At 72.4% G+C, this 16,713-nt stretch carries 10 protein-coding genes; 2 read left to right on the top strand and 8 right to left on the bottom strand.

Annotation, left to right across the window (positions count from 1 at the left end):
• Positions 1-186 precede the first annotated feature (186 nt).
• The 4 genes from whiA to ACN260_RS08560 all read right to left on the bottom strand — a co-directional run bounded on the left by whiA (position 187) and on the right by ACN260_RS08560 (position 3,847).
• Positions 187-1,167: a DNA-binding protein WhiA gene (whiA, locus tag ACN260_RS08575; protein WP_067304387.1), complete on the bottom strand. Its 981-nt coding sequence runs from the start codon at positions 1,165-1,167 to the stop codon at positions 187-189.
• Between the two features lie 54 nt (positions 1,168-1,221).
• A complete protein-coding gene (locus ACN260_RS08570) occupies positions 1,222-2,184 on the bottom strand; it encodes a gluconeogenesis factor YvcK family protein (RefSeq protein ID WP_422755448.1) in 963 nt (320 codons plus the stop codon).
• Positions 2,181-3,092 carry an RNase adapter RapZ gene (gene rapZ / locus ACN260_RS08565; RefSeq protein ID WP_302745040.1) on the bottom strand — a complete coding sequence of 304 codons (912 nt, stop codon included), beginning with the start codon at positions 3,090-3,092 and terminating at the stop codon, positions 2,181-2,183. The genes ACN260_RS08570 and rapZ overlap by 4 nt, the downstream gene beginning before the upstream one ends.
• 269 nt (positions 3,093-3,361) lie before the next feature.
• Positions 3,362-3,847 (bottom strand): hypothetical protein, encoded by a 486-nt coding sequence (locus tag ACN260_RS08560; protein WP_145920872.1) that lies wholly within the window; start codon positions 3,845-3,847, stop codon positions 3,362-3,364.
• A gap of 137 nt (positions 3,848-3,984) precedes the next feature.
• Here ACN260_RS08560 and recQ point away from each other — a divergent pair, with 137 nt between their 5' ends.
• The gene (gene recQ / locus ACN260_RS08555; protein WP_422755447.1) at positions 3,985-5,829 is read left to right on the top strand and encodes a DNA helicase RecQ; all 1,845 of its coding nucleotides are present in this window, start codon (positions 3,985-3,987) and stop codon (positions 5,827-5,829) included.
• Positions 5,830-6,213: 384 nt separating this feature from the next.
• On the opposite strand, the gene uvrC is transcribed toward recQ, so the two are convergent.
• Complete coding sequence (gene uvrC / locus ACN260_RS08550; RefSeq protein ID WP_422755446.1) at positions 6,214-8,154, bottom strand: excinuclease ABC subunit UvrC; 1,941 nt, start codon at positions 8,152-8,154, stop codon at positions 6,214-6,216.
• Between the two features lie 10 nt (positions 8,155-8,164).
• Positions 8,165-9,514 carry a jacalin-like lectin gene (locus tag ACN260_RS08545; RefSeq protein WP_422755445.1) on the bottom strand — a complete coding sequence of 450 codons (1,350 nt, stop codon included), beginning with the start codon at positions 9,512-9,514 and terminating at the stop codon, positions 8,165-8,167.
• Between the two features lie 134 nt (positions 9,515-9,648).
• Here ACN260_RS08545 and ACN260_RS08540 point away from each other — a divergent pair, with 134 nt between their 5' ends.
• A complete protein-coding gene (locus ACN260_RS08540; RefSeq protein WP_422755444.1) occupies positions 9,649-12,891 on the top strand; it encodes a penicillin acylase family protein in 3,243 nt (1,080 codons plus the stop codon).
• A 50-nt stretch (positions 12,892-12,941) separates the two neighbouring features.
• Here ACN260_RS08540 and ACN260_RS08535 read toward each other — a convergent pair whose 3' ends face one another.
• On the bottom strand, positions 12,942-13,403 hold the full coding sequence (locus ACN260_RS08535; RefSeq protein ID WP_422755443.1) for a Rieske (2Fe-2S) protein: 462 nt from the start codon (positions 13,401-13,403) through the stop codon (positions 12,942-12,944).
• Between the two features lie 211 nt (positions 13,404-13,614).
• Positions 13,615-16,560 carry an excinuclease ABC subunit UvrA gene (gene uvrA / locus ACN260_RS08530; protein ID WP_422755442.1) on the bottom strand — a complete coding sequence of 982 codons (2,946 nt, stop codon included), beginning with the start codon at positions 16,558-16,560 and terminating at the stop codon, positions 13,615-13,617.
• Positions 16,561-16,713: the final 153 nt, after the last annotated feature.

Raw genomic sequence — 16,713 nt, 5'->3', positions numbered from 1 at the left:
GGAGTGCCTGTGCCGGCCCCCTTGCCGTACCCATCGACCCTATCCGAGCGTGCCCCGCCGCCATGCGGCGGGTGGTGACCCCGTCGGGTCGACGGCACGGCACGCCCCACCCACCCGACCCGGGGCACGTCACGCCCGCCGGCCCGTGCCTCGCACGCGCCCGCGGGATGGCGGCCCACCGTCCTATCAGACCACGAGCATGTCCGGCGTGACTGCCGCTTCGGTATCCGGGATGCCCAGGTCACGGGCCCGCTTGTCGGCCAGCGCCAGCAGCCGGCGGATCCGGCCGGCGATCGCGTCCTTGGTCAACGGCGGGTCGGCCAGCGCGCCCAGTTCCTCCAGCGACGCCTGCCGGTGCTCCAGCCGGAGCTGACCGGCCGAGGTGAGGTGGTTCGGGGCGTCGTCGGCGAGGATCTCCAGCGCCCGGGTGACCCGGGCGGCGGCGGCCACCGCGGCCCGCGCCGAGCGGCGCAGGTTGGCGTCGTCGAAGTTCGCCAGCCGGTTGGCGGTGGCCCGCACCTCGCGGCGGACCCGACGCTCCTCCCAGGCCAGCACGCTGGAGTGGGCGCCGATCCGGGTGAGCAGCGCGGCGATCGCGTCACCGTCCTTGACCACCACCCGGTCCACCCCGCGCACCTCGCGGTTCTTGGCGGTGATGCCGATCCGACGGGCCGCGCCGACCAGGGCCAGCGCCGATTCCGGACCCGGGCAGGTGATCTCCAGCGCGCTGGAGCGGCCCGGCTCGGTCAGCGAGCCGTGCGCCATGAACGCGCCCCGCCAGGCCGACACCGCGCAGCAGACGTTCGCCGCCACCACGTGCGGCGGCAGGCCGCGTACCGGGCGGCCCCGGACGTCGAGCAGGCCGGTCTGCCGGGCCAGCGCCTCGCCGTCCTTGACCACCCGGACGATGAAGTGGCTGCCCTTGCGCAGCCCGCCGGAGGCGAGCACGTGGATCTCGCTGGGATAGCCGTAGACCTCGGCGATCTCCCGGCGCAGCCGCCGGGCCACCGCCCCGGTGTCCAGCTCGGCCTCCACCACCACCCGACCGGAGACGATGTGCAGCCCACCGGCGAACCGCAGCAGCGCGGCCATCTCCGCCCGCCGGCAGCAGGGCTTGGGCACGTCGACCCGGCTCAGCTCGTCCTTGACCGCAGCCGTCATCGCCATTGTGCGCCCCCTCACGGACCGGTACCGGCGTGTCGCCGGTGATTACGTACGTGCTTAACGATCGGCGCCCAGGACAGGCACCAGTGCCGCGGCCAGGGCGGCCGGATCGTGACGGGGTGTGCCGTCGTCGACGGCGACCGGGGCGAGGACCAACCGGGCACCAAGCGATTCTGCCGCACGCCCGACCGGTTCGGGATCACCCACCGCCTTGGAGTCGGCGACCACGTAGTCCACGGTGAGCTGCGGAAGGTACCAGCGCAGGGCGGCCAGGTGGTCGGCCACCGAGAGCCCCAGGGTCTCCTGCTCGGCGGCCAGGTTGAGAGTGACCAGCCGCCGGGCCGGGCTGGTCACGATCGCCTCGGCCAGCCCCGGCACCAGCAGGTGCGGCAGGACGCTGGTGTACCAGCTCCCCGGCCCGAAGATCAGCCAGTCCGCCGCGCCGACCGCGGCCACCGCCTCCGCGCAGGCCACCGGGGCGTCCGGGGTGATCCGCAGCGCCTCCACCGTGCCGGTGGTCACCGCCACGTGGCGCTGGCCGCGCACGGTGCGTACCTCGTCGGGGCGGGCCGGGTCCACCCCGCGGACCCGGGCCTCGATGTCCACCGGCTGGGCCGACATCGGCAGCACCCGGCCGACCGCGCCGAGCATCGCCCCGGCGTGCGCGAGCGCGGCCACCGGGTCGCCGAGCTGCTCCATCAGGCCGCAGAGCACCAGGTTGCCCACCGCGTGACCGGCCAGCCCGTCGCGGGGGTCGCCGGCGAACCGGTGCTGGAACAGCCCGGCGCTGCGGCGGGTGGCCGGATGGTCCCCGGCCAGCGCCACCAGGGCCTGCCGCAGGTCACCCGGGGGCAGGCCGCCGCGTTCGGCGCGCAGCCGGCCGCTGGAGCCGCCGTCGTCGCCGACGGTGACCACGGCGGTGATGTCCAGTTCGAGTTCCCCGGCGCAGTGCCGCAGCGCCCGAAGCGAGGCGGACAGGCCGTGTCCCCCGCCGAAGGCGACCACCGACATCGCCGTCATTCCCGCCCCAGGTCCCGGTGTTGCGCGTTGGCTGCCAGCCCCGACTGGCGCAGCCGCTCGGCCAACTCCTCGGCGATCGCCACGCTGCGGTGCTTGCCACCGGTGCAGCCGACGGCGACCGTCAGGTACCGCTTGCCCTCCCGCTCGAACCCGGCGGTGGTGGCGTTGACCAGCTCGGCGTACGAGGCGACGAAGGCGTCCGCGCCCTCCTGGCCGAGCACGTACGCGCTGACCGCCGCCTCCCGACCGGTGTGTTCCCGCAGCTCGGGCACCCAGTACGGATTCGGCAGGAACCGGGCGTCGAGCACGAAATCGGCGTCCGGCGGCAGCCCGTACTTGAAGCCGAAGGAGAGCACGGTCAGCCGCAGCCGGCGAGCGTCCTCCCCGCCGAACAGCTCCTCGACCCGGCGGCGGAGCTGGTTGACGTTGAGGTGGCTGGTGTCGATGATCACATCGGCCTGGTCCCGGGCCTCCTCCAGCAGCGCCCGCTCGACGGCGATCCCGTCGGCCAGCCGCCCCTCACCCTGCAACGGGTGCGAGCGGCGCACGCTCTCGAAGCGCCGGATCAGCACCTCGTCGTCGGCGTCGACGAAGACCACCCGGGGCGAGAAGCCGCGTTCCTTGAGCTCCCGGATCGCCCCGGCCAGGTCGGTGGAGAAGGCCCTCGACCGGACGTCCAGCACCATCGCGGTACGCCGGGCCGCCCCGCCGGCCTTCATCGCCAGCTCGGCCATGTCCAGCATCAGCGCCTGCGGCAGGTTGTCCACCACGTAGTAGCCGACGTTCTCCAGGGCGCGGGCGACGGTGCTGCGGCCACCGCCGGACAGACCGGTGACCACCACCAGCGTGGTGTCCGACTCCGCCGTGCCGCCCTCGACGTACCCGCCGGTTGTCCGCGCCTCGACCATCCCACCACTCCCGCTTCGTGGCGGCGGGCCCCTCAGGGCCCCGTACCGCACAGGGTCAGTCGACGACTCTATCCCGGCGGGCGGCGTCGATCCCGGCACGCCCGGCGGCGGGTCGCCCGGTGGGTCCGGCCCGGCATCCGACCAGCATCCGGAGCACTACCTGGCGCACAACGGTATGCCTGTCCGTCATAAACATGACGGACAGGCATACCGCCGAACGGCAGACGCATGTCGCCACCTCCATGCCCCGGCGGCGACGGACCGGTCGCCTAGCTGCCGTCGTGTTCGGCGGTGGCGCGGGAGGTGGAATGGCCGGCTTGCGCCCGCAGCGTGCTCTCCCACACCGGGTCCGTGGCCGCCCACTCGGCAACCAGCGCCGCCAGCCGGCGCGCGGGCAGAGCACGCGCGAGCACGGTCAGCTCCGCGACCCGGGGGTCGACCGCCAAGGTCGACTGCGGGGTGGCCGTCGAGGACCACGCGAAGCCGTCAGCCAGGGCGGCGGCGGTCAGGGCCACCGCGTGCGCGCACAGGTCGGTGTCGGCGGCGCAGTCGCACTCGGCGGTGAAGCCGTCCGCCGTGACCCCCACCCAGACCTCGTACGGCGGCTGTCCCGTCGCGCGGATCACCCCGGCCACCCCGCCGCCGACCGGGTCGATCTCCGCCGGCTGGCCGGCGACCGTCAGTTCGTCCGCCGCTGCGCAGACGTCGGCCCCGGCCGCGTCCCGGAGCGCGTCGATGTCGATGCGTACCGCCATCGGGCCATCCAACCGCAGCGGATCGACGCCGGTGACGTCAGGGCGGTGCCTGCCGCCGTCCGGGGAAGGACGGGGAAGGCTCGGCGACGGGGGGCGTCGTGGACGGCGGTGTCAGGGCGGGTCCGTAGACTCCCCGGATGGTCTCCCCCACCGAGCTGCGTGCCTCCGACGCCCTCGACGTGCTCCGCCGGGTCTTCGGCTACGACGCCTTCCGGGGCTTCCAGCAGGAGGTCATCGACCACGTGGTGGCCGGTGGGGACGCGCTGGTGCTGATGCCCACCGGTGGCGGCAAGTCGCTGTGCTACCAGGTCCCGGCCCTGGTCCGCGACGGCGTCGCGGTGGTCGTCTCCCCGCTGATCGCCCTCATGCAGGACCAGGTCGACGCGCTGACGGCGGTCGGCGTCCGCGCGGGGTTCCTCAACTCCACCCAGGACTACGCCGCCCGGCGCGCGGTCGAGCAGGCATTCGTCGGCGGTGACCTGGACCTGCTCTACCTCGCCCCGGAGGCGCTGGGCACCCGGGGCGTGCAGCAACTGCTCGACCGGGGCCGGATCGGCCTGTTCGCCATCGACGAGGCGCACTGCGTGTCCCAGTGGGGGCACGACTTCCGCCCCGACTACCTGGCCCTGTCAATGCTGCACGAACGGTGGCCGGCGGTGCCCCGGATCGCGTTGACCGCGACCGCCACCAGCGCCACCCGGGCCGAGATCGCCACCCGGCTCCGGCTCACCGAGGCGAAGCACTTCGTGGCGAGCTTCGACCGGCCCAACATCCAGTACCGAATCGTGCCCAAGAAGGAGCCGCGCAAGCAGTTGCTGGCCCTGCTGCGCGACGAACACCCGGGCGACGCCGGCATCGTCTACTGCCTGTCCCGGGCCTCGGTGGACAAGACCGCCGAGTTCCTGGTCGCCAACGGGATCGCCGCGCTGCCCTACCACGCCGGCCTGGACGCGGGCACCCGCGCCGCCAACCAGCAGCGGTTTCTGCGCGAGGACGGCCTGGTCATGGTCGCCACGATCGCCTTCGGGATGGGCATCGACAAGCCGGACGTCCGGTTCGTGGCCCACCTCGACCTGCCCAAGTCGGTGGAGGGCTACTACCAGGAGACCGGCCGGGCCGGCCGGGACGGGCTGCCGTCGACGGCGTGGCTCGCCTACGGCCTCCAGGACGTGGTGCAGCAGCGCAAGATGATCGAGACGTCGGACGGCGACCTGGCCCACCGGCGTAACCTCGCCACCCACCTGGATGCCATGCTGGCGCTCTGCGAGACGGTCCGCTGCCGCCGGGTGCAACTGCTCGAATACTTCGGTCAGCCCGGCACCGCCGACTGCGGCAACTGCGACACCTGCCTGACCCCGCCGGAGACCTGGGACGGCACGGTGGCCGCGCAGAAGCTGCTGTCCACCGTCTACCGGCTCGACCGGGAACGCAACCAGCGCTTCGGCGCCGGGCACTGCGTCGACATCCTGCTCGGCAAGCAGAACGACAAGATCAGCCAGTACGGCCACGACGCGCTGAGCACCTTCGGCATCGGCACCGAGCTACGCGAGGCGGAGTGGCGCGGGGTGGTCCGGCAGCTGCTCGCCGAGGGGCTGTTGGCGGTCGAGGGCGACTACGGCACGCTGGCGCTCACCGAGGCCAGCGCGGAGGTGCTGGGTCGCCGCCGCACGGTGACCATGCGCCGGGAGCCGGAGAAGGTGGCCCCGGCCCGGTCGGCCAAGCCGCGCGGCGCGGCCACCGTGGTCGCCGAGCTGTCCCCGGCGGCCGGGTCGCTGTTCGAGCGGTTGCGGGCCTGGCGGGGGGCCACCGCCAAGGAACAGGGCGTGCCGGCGTACGTGATCTTCCACGACGCGACGCTGCGGCAGATCGCCACCGACGCCCCCACCTCGCTGGCCGAGTTGTCGGGGATCAGCGGTGTCGGCGAGAACAAGCTCGCCAAGTACGGCGAGTCCATCCTCGCGGTCCTCGCCGACCAGCCCTGACTCCCTCCTTGGTCCACTCCCGTGGGCCGATGTTGCGCTGTCCCCGTCCCCGGATACCGCAACATCGCCCCCCCCGTCCGACCCCTGACCGGTCCACTCGCGGCCCTACCGCCGTTGATCCACTCGAGTGGGCCGATGTTGGGCTATCCCCGCCCTCGGATACCGCAACGTCACCCCCGGCCACCTCTGACCGACCCGCTCGCGGCCCCACCCCATTGATCGACTCACCTGGGCCGATGTTGGACCATCCCCACCCCCGGATACCGCAACTTCGCCCCAGTCGAGTTGATCACGCCAAACTCAACGGGCCCGGTCAGGCGCTGCCGGACGGGGGCCGGGACCAAGACCGAGGGCCGGGACCGAGGGACCGAGGGACCGAGGGGGTCAGTCGGTCGGGGTGGGGGTGGTGTCGCCGTCGAGGGCGGCGAGGATCGCCTCGGCGGTGCGCCGACCCACCCCGGGCACCTCGACGATCTCCTCCACACTCGCGGCGGAGAGCCGCTTGAGCGAGCCGAAGTGTTGCAGCAGCGCCTTGCGGCGTACCTCGCCCAGCCCGGGGACGGTGTCCAGGGCCGACTCGGTCATCCGCTTGGAGCGCCGCTGCCGGTGGAAGGTGATGGCGAACCGGTGCGCCTCGTCCCGGGCGCGTTGCAGCAGGTAGAGCCCCTCGGAGGTGCGCGGCAGGATGACCGGGTAGTCGTCGTCGGGGAGCCAGACCTCCTCCAGCCGCTTGGCCAGCCCGCACAGCGCCACGTCGTCGATGCCCAGCTCGGCCAGCGCCTGGGCCGCCGCCGCCACCTGCGGGGCGCCACCGTCGACGATCACGAGCTGCGGCGGGTAGGCGAACTTACGGGGCCGGCCGGTGGTCGGGTCGATGCCGGGGCGGTCGGGATCGGACGCGGTCTCCTCGCCCAGCTCGCCGGTCTCGGCGCGGGCGTCGAGGTAGCGGGCGAAGCGGCGACGCAGCACCTCGGACATCGCCGAGAGGTCGTCGGTGGCCCCCCGGACGATGAACCGTCGGTATTCGCTCTTGCGGGGCAGCCCGTCCTCGAAGACGACCATGCTGGCCACCACGTCGGTGCCCTGGATCTGGGAGACGTCGAAGCACTCGATGCGCAGCGGCGCGGTACGCATGCCGAGCGCCTCGCTGATCTCGTCGAGCGCCTTGCTGCGGGTGGTCAGGTCGCCGGCCCGCTTGAGCTTGTGCCGGGCCAGCGCGTCCTTGGCGTTCCGTCCCACCGTCTCCAGCAGGGTCTTCTTGTCGCCGCGCTGGGGCACCCGTAGCGACACCCGGCTGCCCCGACGGGCGCTGAGCCAGTCGGCGAGCGCCTCGGCGTCGGCGGGCAGCTCGGGGACGAGCAGTTCCCGGGGGACGTCGGCCTCGCCCTGCTCGCCGCCGTAGACCTGGGTGCAGAAGTGGTGCACCAGGTCACCGGTGGTCAGCTCCTCGGTCTTCTCCACCACCCAGCCGCGCTGGCCGCGTACCCGGCCGTCGCGGACGTGGAAGACCTGCACGGCGGCTTCGAGGGGGTCGTCGGCGAAGGCGACCACGTCGGCGTCGGTGCCGTCGCCGAGCACCACGGTCTGCTTCTCCATGGCCCGGCGCAGGGCGGCCACGTCGTCGCGCAGCCGGGCCGCCCGCTCGAACTCCAACTGCTCGCTGGCCTCGGTCATCTCACGTTCGAGGCGGCGCACCATGGTGTCGGTGCGGCCGGCCATGAACTCGCAGAAGTTGTCGACGATCGCCCGGTGTTCCTCGGCGGAGACGGTGCCCACGCAGGGCGCGGAGCACTTGCCGATGTAGCCGAGCAGGCAGGGCCGGCCGACCTGCCCGGCCCGCTTGAACACCCCGGCGGAGCAGGTGCGGGCGGGGAAGACCCGCAGCAGCAGGTCGAGCGTCTCGCGGATCGCCCAGGCGTGCGAGTACGGCCCGAAGTACCGCACGCCCTTACGCTTCGCGCCCCGCATGACCTGCAACCGCGGGTATTCCTCGTCGAGGGTCACCGCCAGGTACGGGTACGACTTGTCGTCGCGGTACCTGACGTTGAACCGGGGGTCGTACTGCTTGATCCAGGTGTATTCGAGCTGGAGCGCCTCGACCTCGGTGCCGACGGTGACCCAGTCGACCGACTCGGCGGTGGTGACCATCTGGCGGGTGCGGTCGTGCAGGCCCCACGGGTCGGCGAAGTAGGAGTTGAGCCTGCTGCGCAGGCTCTTGGCCTTGCCGACGTAGATCACCCGGCCGGTGCCGTCGCGGAACCGGTAGACCCCGGGGGACTCGGGGATCGTGCCGGTCGCGGGGCGGTAGGTCGAGGGATCAGCCACGGCACCGAGACTATCCGTTGCCCCCGACACTCCAGATCACGCCGAGCTGGTCGACCTCGGTGCCGCTGCGGCCGAAGAAGCCGGCCAGCCGACCGCCCGGGGGCGCGGTGAAGGTGACCGCCGCCGAGGTGGGCGTACCGGCGGTGAGGGTGCGGCCCTGGTCGGTGTCGAGCCGGGCCGAGAAGATCCGGGTCCGGCCGTCCTTCTGCCCCTGGGTGAGGGTGACCTGGGTGATCCGCTCGCCGGGGGCCAGGGTGAGGCTGCTCTCCGTCCCACCGGTGCCGCCGTGGCGCAGTTGGCCGCCGTCGGCGAGGTCGACCCCGACGGCGTCGAGCCGGGAGCCGCCGCGCAGGGTGACCCGGGTCAGCGCCGGGCCGACCCGGTCGGCGTCGGTGAACGGGGTGCCGTGCGGGCCGCCCCAGCTGTCGCTGGCCCGCAGCGTGGGGTCGAGGGTCCAGTCGAACCAGGCGGCGTGCGGGTAGTGGTCGGACAGCGGCCCGCCGGTCGGGGTGAGGAACCGGGCGTGCTCGTTGTGGTAGCGGTTCAGGGTGAGGTTGACCAGCCTGTTGCCCCGGTAGAGGATCTTGTCGACCACCTCGCAGGCGTCGGTCACGTTGGCCTCGTCGCAGACCAGCGCCGGATCACCGGCGGCCGGCGGCTGGCCGCCCCGCTCCTGCTGCACCCAGACGTCGGTGAGGCCGTTGGCCGCCACCAGGTCGCGGATGTTGTCTCCGGTACGGGTGTAGCGCACGTTCAGGTCCCCCATCAGCACCACCGCGTTGCCTGCCGAGTTGGCGGCGACGTACGCGGAGAGCTGGCTGATGTTGGACCGCCGGGCGGCCAGGTCGGCGTCGGTGGTGCCGGCGTTGGGGTGGGCGTTGTAGAAGTCGACGTAGACGCCCTCGGCGAGCCGGATGCGGCTGGCGGTGAAGCCCTTCGGGGTGAGGCAGTCGGTGCCGTTGCAGGAGTTCCACTTCACCCGGGCGAAGTCGCTGTAGGGGTAGTTCGACAGCGTGTTGAGGCCGCTGCCGAACGGCACGCCTCCACTGGTGGGCGTCCGGTACGGGTGCTGGTCGGTGGCGTACAGGTCGGCGTGGTAGTTGAAGTCCTCCTGGACGTGCACGATGTCGTACCCGCCGAGCCGTTCGCCGATCGGCCGGGTGTTCGTCGCCGGGTCGCCGCTGGAGATGATGTCGGGCAGCCCGGCGACGTTGTAGGTGAGCACGGAGAACGCCCCCGAGGTAGGGGCGGCGACCCCGGCGGGGGCAGGGGCGGGGGCGGCCGAGGCGGCGGCCGGCCCGGACGGGGTGAGCGCGACCGCGAGCAGCGTCGCGGACGCGAGCAGACGGACGACCTTCATCGACGATCCAATCTGGAGCGGAAGGACCGGCGGACGCCGGTCGATGGACGTCTTCCGATATCGACGGACGGAGATTACCATCCGGTAACCGAATGTTATTCACGTAAAGATCCCATCCTCATCGGAGGATCGCCATGCCCCGTCCCCCCACCGTCCGTCGCCTGCTCGCCGGCCTGACCGCCGGCATCAGCGTCGCCGCCCTGCTCACCACGACCCCCGCCGCACCCGCCGAGGCTGCCGCGCCACGTGCCGCCTTCACCCCCGAGGACTACTGCCTCGGCGAGTGCGGCGACATCCTGCCGCCCGGCCAGAACGGCAACGCCACACTGGTCGAGGTGCTCGGCAACCAGACCCTCGGCACCCTGCCCCGGCACTCCGCCGACCAGCTCGGCCGCTACGCCGACCTGGTCTACGGCTACGCCGGGCTGCGCGAGGAACAGATCGGCTCGTTCTTCAACGACGCCTCCTTCGGCGTCCCGCAGGGGCAGGTCGAACGCGACTACTCCCCCCGCTCCGACGTGCGCATCCTGCGGGACAAGGCGACCGGCGTCCCGCACGTCACCGGCACCACCCGGGGCGGCACCATGTACGGCGCCGGCTACGCCGGGGCCGAGGACCGGCTGTTCACCATGGACCTGCTGCGGCACGTCGGCCGGGGCACCCTCACCTCGTTCGCCGGGGGCGCACCCGGCAACCGGGCCCTGGAGCAGAGCGTCTGGCGCAACTCGCCGTACACCGAGGCGGACCTCCAGGCGCAGGTCGAGGCGCTGCGCACGAAGGGGCCGCGCGGCCAGCAGCTCTACGCCGACGTGCAGGAGTACATCGCCGGCATCAACGCCTACATCGGCGTCTGCATGGCCAACCGCAACTGCCCCGGCGAGTACGTGCTCACCGGCCACCTCGACGCCGTCACCAACGCCGGTGGCCCGGAGCCGTTCCAGCTCACCGACCTGATCGCCATCGCCGGCGTGGTGGGCGGGCTGTTCGGCGGCGGGGGCGGCACCGAGATGCAGTCCGCGCTGGTCCGCATCGCCGCCCGCGCCAGGTACGGCGTCACCGAGGGCGACAAGGTGTGGACGGCGTTCCGCAACCAGAACGATCCGGAGACCGTGCTGACCCTGCACGACGGGCAGAGCTTCCCGTACGGCGACGCCTCCCCGGACGCGGCGAGCGTGGCGCTGCCCGACGCCGGCTCGGCCCGGGTCGAGCCGATCTTCACCGACCCGACCGGCTCCGCCGGCAGCACCGCCGCCCCGGCCCGGACCACCGGCAACAGCGCGTCCGGTGAGCTGGCCGCCGCGCTGTCCGGGCTGACCATCAGCCCGGCGCACCGGGGCATGTCCAACGCGGCGGTGGTCTCGGCCGCGAACTCGGCCACCGGGCACCCGGTCGCGGTCTTCGGCCCGCAGACCGGCTACTTCTCCCCGCAGCTGCTGATGGTCCAGGAGTTGCAGGGCCCGGGGATCAGCGCCCGGGGCGCGGCGTTCGCCGGGCTCAACCTCTACGTGCTGCTCGGCCGGGGCCAGGACTACGCGTGGAGTGCCACCTCGTCGATCCACGACATCACCGACACCTACGCGGTGCCGCTGTGCACCACCGACGGCAGCGCCCCCACCCTCGCCGCCGACCACTACCTCTACCGGGGGCAGTGCGTGGCGATGGAGCAGCTCGCGCACGTCAACAAGTGGAGCCCGACCCTCGCCGACGGCACCGCCAAGGGGTCGTACAAGCTGGTGGCCTGGCGGACGAAGCTCGGCCTGGTGTCGTGGCGGGGCACGGTGGGCGGCAAACCGCACGCCTTCACCCAGCTGCGCTCCACCTACCGGCACGAGGCCGACTCGGCGATCGGCTTCCAGATGTTCAACGACCCGACGCAGATGGGCTCGGCGGACGCCTTCGTCGCCTCGGCCAACAACGTCGAGTACGCGTTCAACTGGTTCTACGTCAACTCCACCGAGTCGGCGTACTTCAACTCCGGCCTGAACCCGGTGCGGGCCGCCGGGTCCAACCCGAACCTGCCGATGAAGGCCGAGCCGGCCTACGAGTGGCAGGGTTTCGACCCGGCGACGAACACCGCAAGCTACGCCCCGCTGGCCGCCCACCCCCGGTCGGTCGACCAGGACTACTACGTCAGTTGGAACAACAAGCAGGCCAAGGACTTCGGCGGCGCGGACGGCAACTACAGCTTCGGCGCGGTGCACCGGGCCGACCTGCTGGACCGCCCGCTCAAGGCGGGCCTGGCCGCCGGCCGGAAGTACGACCGGGGCTCGCTGACCGCGCTGGTCGAGCAGGCCGGCGTGACCGACCTGCGCGGGGCCGAGGTGCTCGACGAGCTGATCCGGGTGCTGGAGAGCCAGCCCGTCGCCGACGCCGCGCTGGCCACCGAGATCAGCCGGCTCAAGGCGTGGCGGCAGGACGGCGCGCTGCGGGTGGAGACGGCGAAGGGGTCGAAGGTCTACCGGCACGCCGACGCGATCCGCACCTTCGACGCCTGGTGGCCGCTGCTGGTCCGGGGGATGTTCCGCGACCAGCTCGGCCCGGACCTCTACCAGTCGCTGATCAACGCGATCCAGATCAACGAGTCCCCCTCCGGGCACCAGCAGGGCGACAAGTCCAACCTGCCGACCTCGGCCAACGAGGCCCAGGCGCACAAGGGCTCGTCCTTCCAGTACGGCTGGTGGGGCTACGTCGACAAGGACCTGCGCGCGGTACTCGGCGACCCGGTGCGCGGCGGGCTGGGCCGGGGCTACTGCGGCGCCGGGAACCTGGCCGGCTGCCGGCAGGTGCTGCTGGACACGTTGCGGACGGCGGCGGCCACCCCGGCTGAGCAGGTGTACCCCGGGGACGCGAGCTGCGCCGCCGGTGACCAGTGGTGCGCCGACGCGATCATCCAGTCGCCGCTCGGTGGGATCAAGCACGCCACCACCGCCTGGCAGAACCGGCCGACCTTCCAGCAGGTGGTGTCGTTCCCGGCCCGGCGGGGCGACGACCTGACCAACCTGGCCGCCGGCCGGACGGCGACCGCGTCAGGCAGCGAGCTGTTCTTCGGGCCGGCCAAGGCCGTCGACTCGGACCTGGGCACCCGCTGGGCGAGCAGCTGGGCCGACGACCAGTGGCTCAGCGTCGACCTCGGGTCGGCCCGCCAGGTGGGCCGGGTGACGGTGGCCTGGGAGTCGGCGTACGCCCGGTCGTACCGGATCGAGGTGTCGAACGACGGGTCGACCTGGCGGACGGTGTGGTCGACCACGGCCGGCGACGGCGGCACCGACGTGGCGGCCTTCCCCACCACGACCGCCAGGTACGTGCGGATGCACGGGGTGACCCGGGCCACCACGTACGGCTACTCGATCTGGGAGCTGGCGGTGTACGCGCAGTGAACCCGACCGGCCGGCCCGCAGGACGTCCTGCGGGCCGGCCGGTGTGCCGGTCAGGCCAGCGTGATCTGGTCGCCGTCGATCTTGAGTTCCTTGGCGGCGAGCGGTTTGGTCGCCGGCCCCTGCTTGACCGCGCCGTCGGTGATGGCGAACTTGCTGTTGTGGCAGGTGCAGTTGATCGTCCCGCCGTCGACGTTCGACACCGGGCAGCCCTGGTGGGTGCAGATCGGGTCGAACCCCTTGAACTCCCCCGCCGTCGGCTGGGTGATCACGACGCCCTGCGCGGCGTAGACCTGGCCGCCGCCGACCGGGATGTCACCCGTCTTGGCGATCGCGGCGGTGCCCGACCCGCCGGTGGTCGCGGCCGGCCCGCCGGTGGCCGGGGTGGCCGGCTCGTCACCGGAGTCGTCGCCGCAGGCGGTCAGGAGGACCGCCGCCCCCACCGCGCCGGCCCCGGCCAGCAGGGCACGTCGGGTCTGCGTACCGGGCCCGGTCGGCACCTGGTCGTCTGTCATCTCCGGCCTTTCTCTCGACTGCTGCCGCCGGTCGTCGACCTGCGCGGCTCACTGGAGCACACGCACCACTGTGCCCGACGGTTCACCCCGGCCGCCCGGAAACACCCTGCGCAGCCGGCCGACGCGCCACCGACCGGGTCACCGCGCGCCGCCGCCCGGCATGGACAGGCCGGGCGGCGTGGGCGTGCCGGCCGGGCGGCGACCCGCCGGGTCAGCGGGCCCCGGCCGGCACCTTACGGGTACGCGCCTTCGGCGTCGTGCCGTTGGCCCGGGCCGCCCGGGTCACCGCCGCCTTCGCGCCCCGGGCCTGCCCGTCGAGCTTGAGCACCGAACGCAGGAACTGGCCGGTGTGGCTCTCGGCGACCTCGGCGACCTCTTCCGGGGTGCCGGTGGCGAGCACGGTGCCGCCTCGGTGACCGCCCTCGGGGCCCATGTCGATCAGCCAGTCGGCCGTCTTGATCACGTCGAGGTTGTGCTCGATGGTGATCACCGTGTTGCCCTTGTCGACCAGCCCCTCCAGCACCATCAGCAGCTTGCGGATGTCCTCGAAGTGCAGGCCGGTGGTGGGCTCGTCGAGCACGTAGACCGTGCGGCCGGTGGAGCGCTTCTGCAACTCGGAGGCCAGCTTGACCCGCTGCGCCTCACCGCCGGACAGCGTCGGCGCGGGCTGGCCCAGCCGGACGTAACCCAGGCCCACGTCGTTGAGCGTACGCAGGTGCCGGTGGATGGCCGGGATGGCGGAGAAGAACTCGGCCGCCTCCTCGATCGGCATCTCCAGCACGTCGGAGACGGTCTTGCCCTTGTAGTGCACCTCCAGGGTCTCCCGGTTGTACCGGGCGCCCTTGCACACCTCGCACGGGACGTAGACGTCCGGCAGGAAGTTCATCTCGATCTTGATGGTGCCGTCGCCGGAGCACGCCTCGCACCGGCCACCCTTGACGTTGAACGAGAACCGGCCCGGCCCGTACCCCCGGACCTTGGCCTCGGTGGTCTCGGCGAACAGCTTGCGGACGTGGTCCCAGACCCCGGTGTAGGTGGCCGGGTTGGAGCGCGGGGTACGGCCGATCGGCGACTGGTCGACACCGACCACCTTGTCGACGTGCTCCAGCCCGGAGACCCGGGTGTGCCGGCCGGGCACCAGCCGCGCGCCGTTGATCTGGTTGGCCAGCACCGCGTACAGGATGTCGTTGACCAGCGTCGACTTGCCCGAGCCGGAGACCCCGGTGACCGCGATGAGCTGACCCAGCGGGAACGGCACGGTGAGGTTGCGCAGGTTGTGCTCGCGCGCCCCGTGCACCACCAGCTCCCGCCCCGGCGTCTGCGGCCGGCGCTGCTGCGGCGTGGGGATCTCCCGCCGGCCCGACAGGTACGCCCCGGTCACCGACTCGGGATTGTCCAGCAGCGCCGGCACCGAACCGCTGTGCACGATCCGCCCGCCGTGCTCGCCCGCGCCGGGGCCGATGTCGACGATCCAGTCGGCGACCCGGATGGTGTCCTCGTCGTGCTCGACGACGATCAGGGTGTTGCCCAGGCCGCGCAGCCGCAGCAGGGTCTCGATCAGCCGGTGGTTGTCCCGCTGGTGCAGGCCGATCGACGGCTCGTCGAGCACGTAGAGCACGCCGACCAGGCCGGAGCCGATCTGGGTGGCCAGCCGGATGCGCTGCGCCTCGCCACCGGACAGGGTGCCCGCCGGCCGGTCCAGGGAGAGGTAGTCCAGGCCGACGTCGAGCAGGAACCGCAGCCGGGCGTTGATCTCCTTGAGCACCCGCTCGGCGATCATCTTCTGCCGGTCGGTCAGCGCGATCCCGGCGAGCAGCTCGGCCGCCTCGCCCACCGACAGGTTGCACACCTCGGCGATGCTCTTGCCGGCGATGGTGACCGCCAGCACCTCGGGCTTGAGCCGGGTGCCGCCGCAGGCCGCACAGGGCACGTCGCGCATGTAGCCCTCGTACTTGTCGCGCGACCACTCGCTCTCGGTGTCGGTGTGCCGGCGCTCGATCCACTGCACCACGCCCTCGAAGCCGGTGTAGTAGGAGCGCTCGCGGCTGTACTTGTTGCGGTAGCGCACGTGCACCTGGTCGTCGGAGCCGTGCAGGATGATCTTCTGGGCCCGCGCCGGCAGCGCCCGCCACGGGGTGTCGACGTCGAAGTGCTGGCTCTCGCCCAGCGCCTCCAGCAGGCGCAGGAAGTATTCCAGGTTGTGCCCGGTGGCCCAGGGTTGCAGCGCGCCCTCGCGCAGGGTGCGCTCCGGGTCGGGGACGACCAGCTCCGGGTCGACCTCCTTCTTGGTGCCCAGGCCGGTGCACTCCGGGCAGGCCCCGTAGGGCGCGTTGAACGAGAACACCCGGGGTTCCAGGTCCTCGATCGCCAACGGGTGGTCGTTGGGGCAGGCCAGGTGCTCGGAGTAGCGGCGCTCCCGGGCCGGGTCGTTCTCGGGCAGGTCGACGAAGTCGAGCAGCACCAGACCGTCGGAGAGACCGAGCGCGGCCTCGACCGAGTCGGTCAGCCGCTGCTTGGCGCCCGGCTTGACGCTGAGCCGGTCGATCACCACCTCGATGGTGTGCTTCTCCTGCTTCTTGAGCTTCGGCGGCTCGGTCAGCGGGTGCACCACCCCATCGACCCGGGCGCGGGCGTAGCCCTTGGCCTGGAGTTCGGCGAAGAGGTCGACGTACTCGCCCTTGCGGCCCCGGACCACCGGCGCGAGCACCATGAACCGGGTGCCCTCGGCCATCGCGAGGACCCGGTCGACGATCTGCTGCGGGCTCTGCCGGGAGATCCGCTCGCCGCAGACCGGGCAGTGCGGCTCGCCGATGCGGGCGAAGAGCAGCCGCAGGTAGTCGTAGACCTCGGTGATGGTGCCGACGGTGGACCGCGGGTTGCGCGAGGTGGACTTCTGGTCGATGGAGACGGCGGGGCTCAGGCCCTCGATGAAGTCGACGTCGGGCTTGTCCATCTGGCCGAGGAACTGCCGCGCGTACGACGACAGCGACTCGACGTAGCGGCGCTGCCCCTCGGCGAAGATGGTGTCGAAGGCCAGGCTCGACTTGCCGGAGCCGGAGAGCCCGGTGAAGACGATGAGGGCGTCCCGGGGCAGGTCGAGACTGACGTCACGCAGGTTGTGCTCGCGCGCGCCACGGATGATCAGACGGTCGGCCACGGTGCGGGTGCTCCCGGAAGAAGAATATGAGGCGGATCTGTCCGCTCCGAGTGGGATCTGAGCGGTTTTACGGGGCGCAGAAGGAACGCCTGCGCAACTCTAGCCCCGGGGTACGACAACTTCCCGCACGCCAACATTCCCCCAGCTCACACC

Origin of the sequence: Micromonospora sp. WMMD708 (assembly GCF_049315245.1) — a bacterium.
GTDB classification, from domain to species: domain Bacteria; phylum Actinomycetota; class Actinomycetes; order Mycobacteriales; family Micromonosporaceae; genus Micromonospora; species Micromonospora wenchangensis.
The sequence above is the reverse complement of the archived record's forward strand: the minus strand, read 5'-3'. Positions and strand labels throughout refer to the sequence as shown.

What these genes read in the sequence shown, in the direction of transcription:
- ACN260_RS08540 (WP_422755444.1), top strand. Translation starts at nt 9,649, where the DNA reads ATGCCCCGTCCCCCCACCGTCCGTCGCCTGCTCGCCGGCCTGACCGCC.
- rapZ (WP_302745040.1), bottom strand. Translation starts at nt 3,092, where the DNA reads ATGGTCGAGGCGCGGACAACCGGCGGGTACGTCGAGGGCGGCACGGCG.
- ACN260_RS08560 (WP_145920872.1), bottom strand. Translation starts at nt 3,847, where the DNA reads ATGGCGGTACGCATCGACATCGACGCGCTCCGGGACGCGGCCGGGGCC.
- recQ (WP_422755447.1), top strand. Translation starts at nt 3,985, where the DNA reads ATGGTCTCCCCCACCGAGCTGCGTGCCTCCGACGCCCTCGACGTGCTC.
- ACN260_RS08535 (WP_422755443.1), bottom strand. Translation starts at nt 13,403, where the DNA reads ATGACAGACGACCAGGTGCCGACCGGGCCCGGTACGCAGACCCGACGT.
- ACN260_RS08570 (WP_422755448.1), bottom strand. Translation starts at nt 2,184, where the DNA reads ATGACGGCGATGTCGGTGGTCGCCTTCGGCGGGGGACACGGCCTGTCC.
- whiA (WP_067304387.1), bottom strand. Translation starts at nt 1,167, where the DNA reads ATGGCGATGACGGCTGCGGTCAAGGACGAGCTGAGCCGGGTCGACGTG.
- ACN260_RS08545 (WP_422755445.1), bottom strand. Translation starts at nt 9,514, where the DNA reads ATGAAGGTCGTCCGTCTGCTCGCGTCCGCGACGCTGCTCGCGGTCGCG.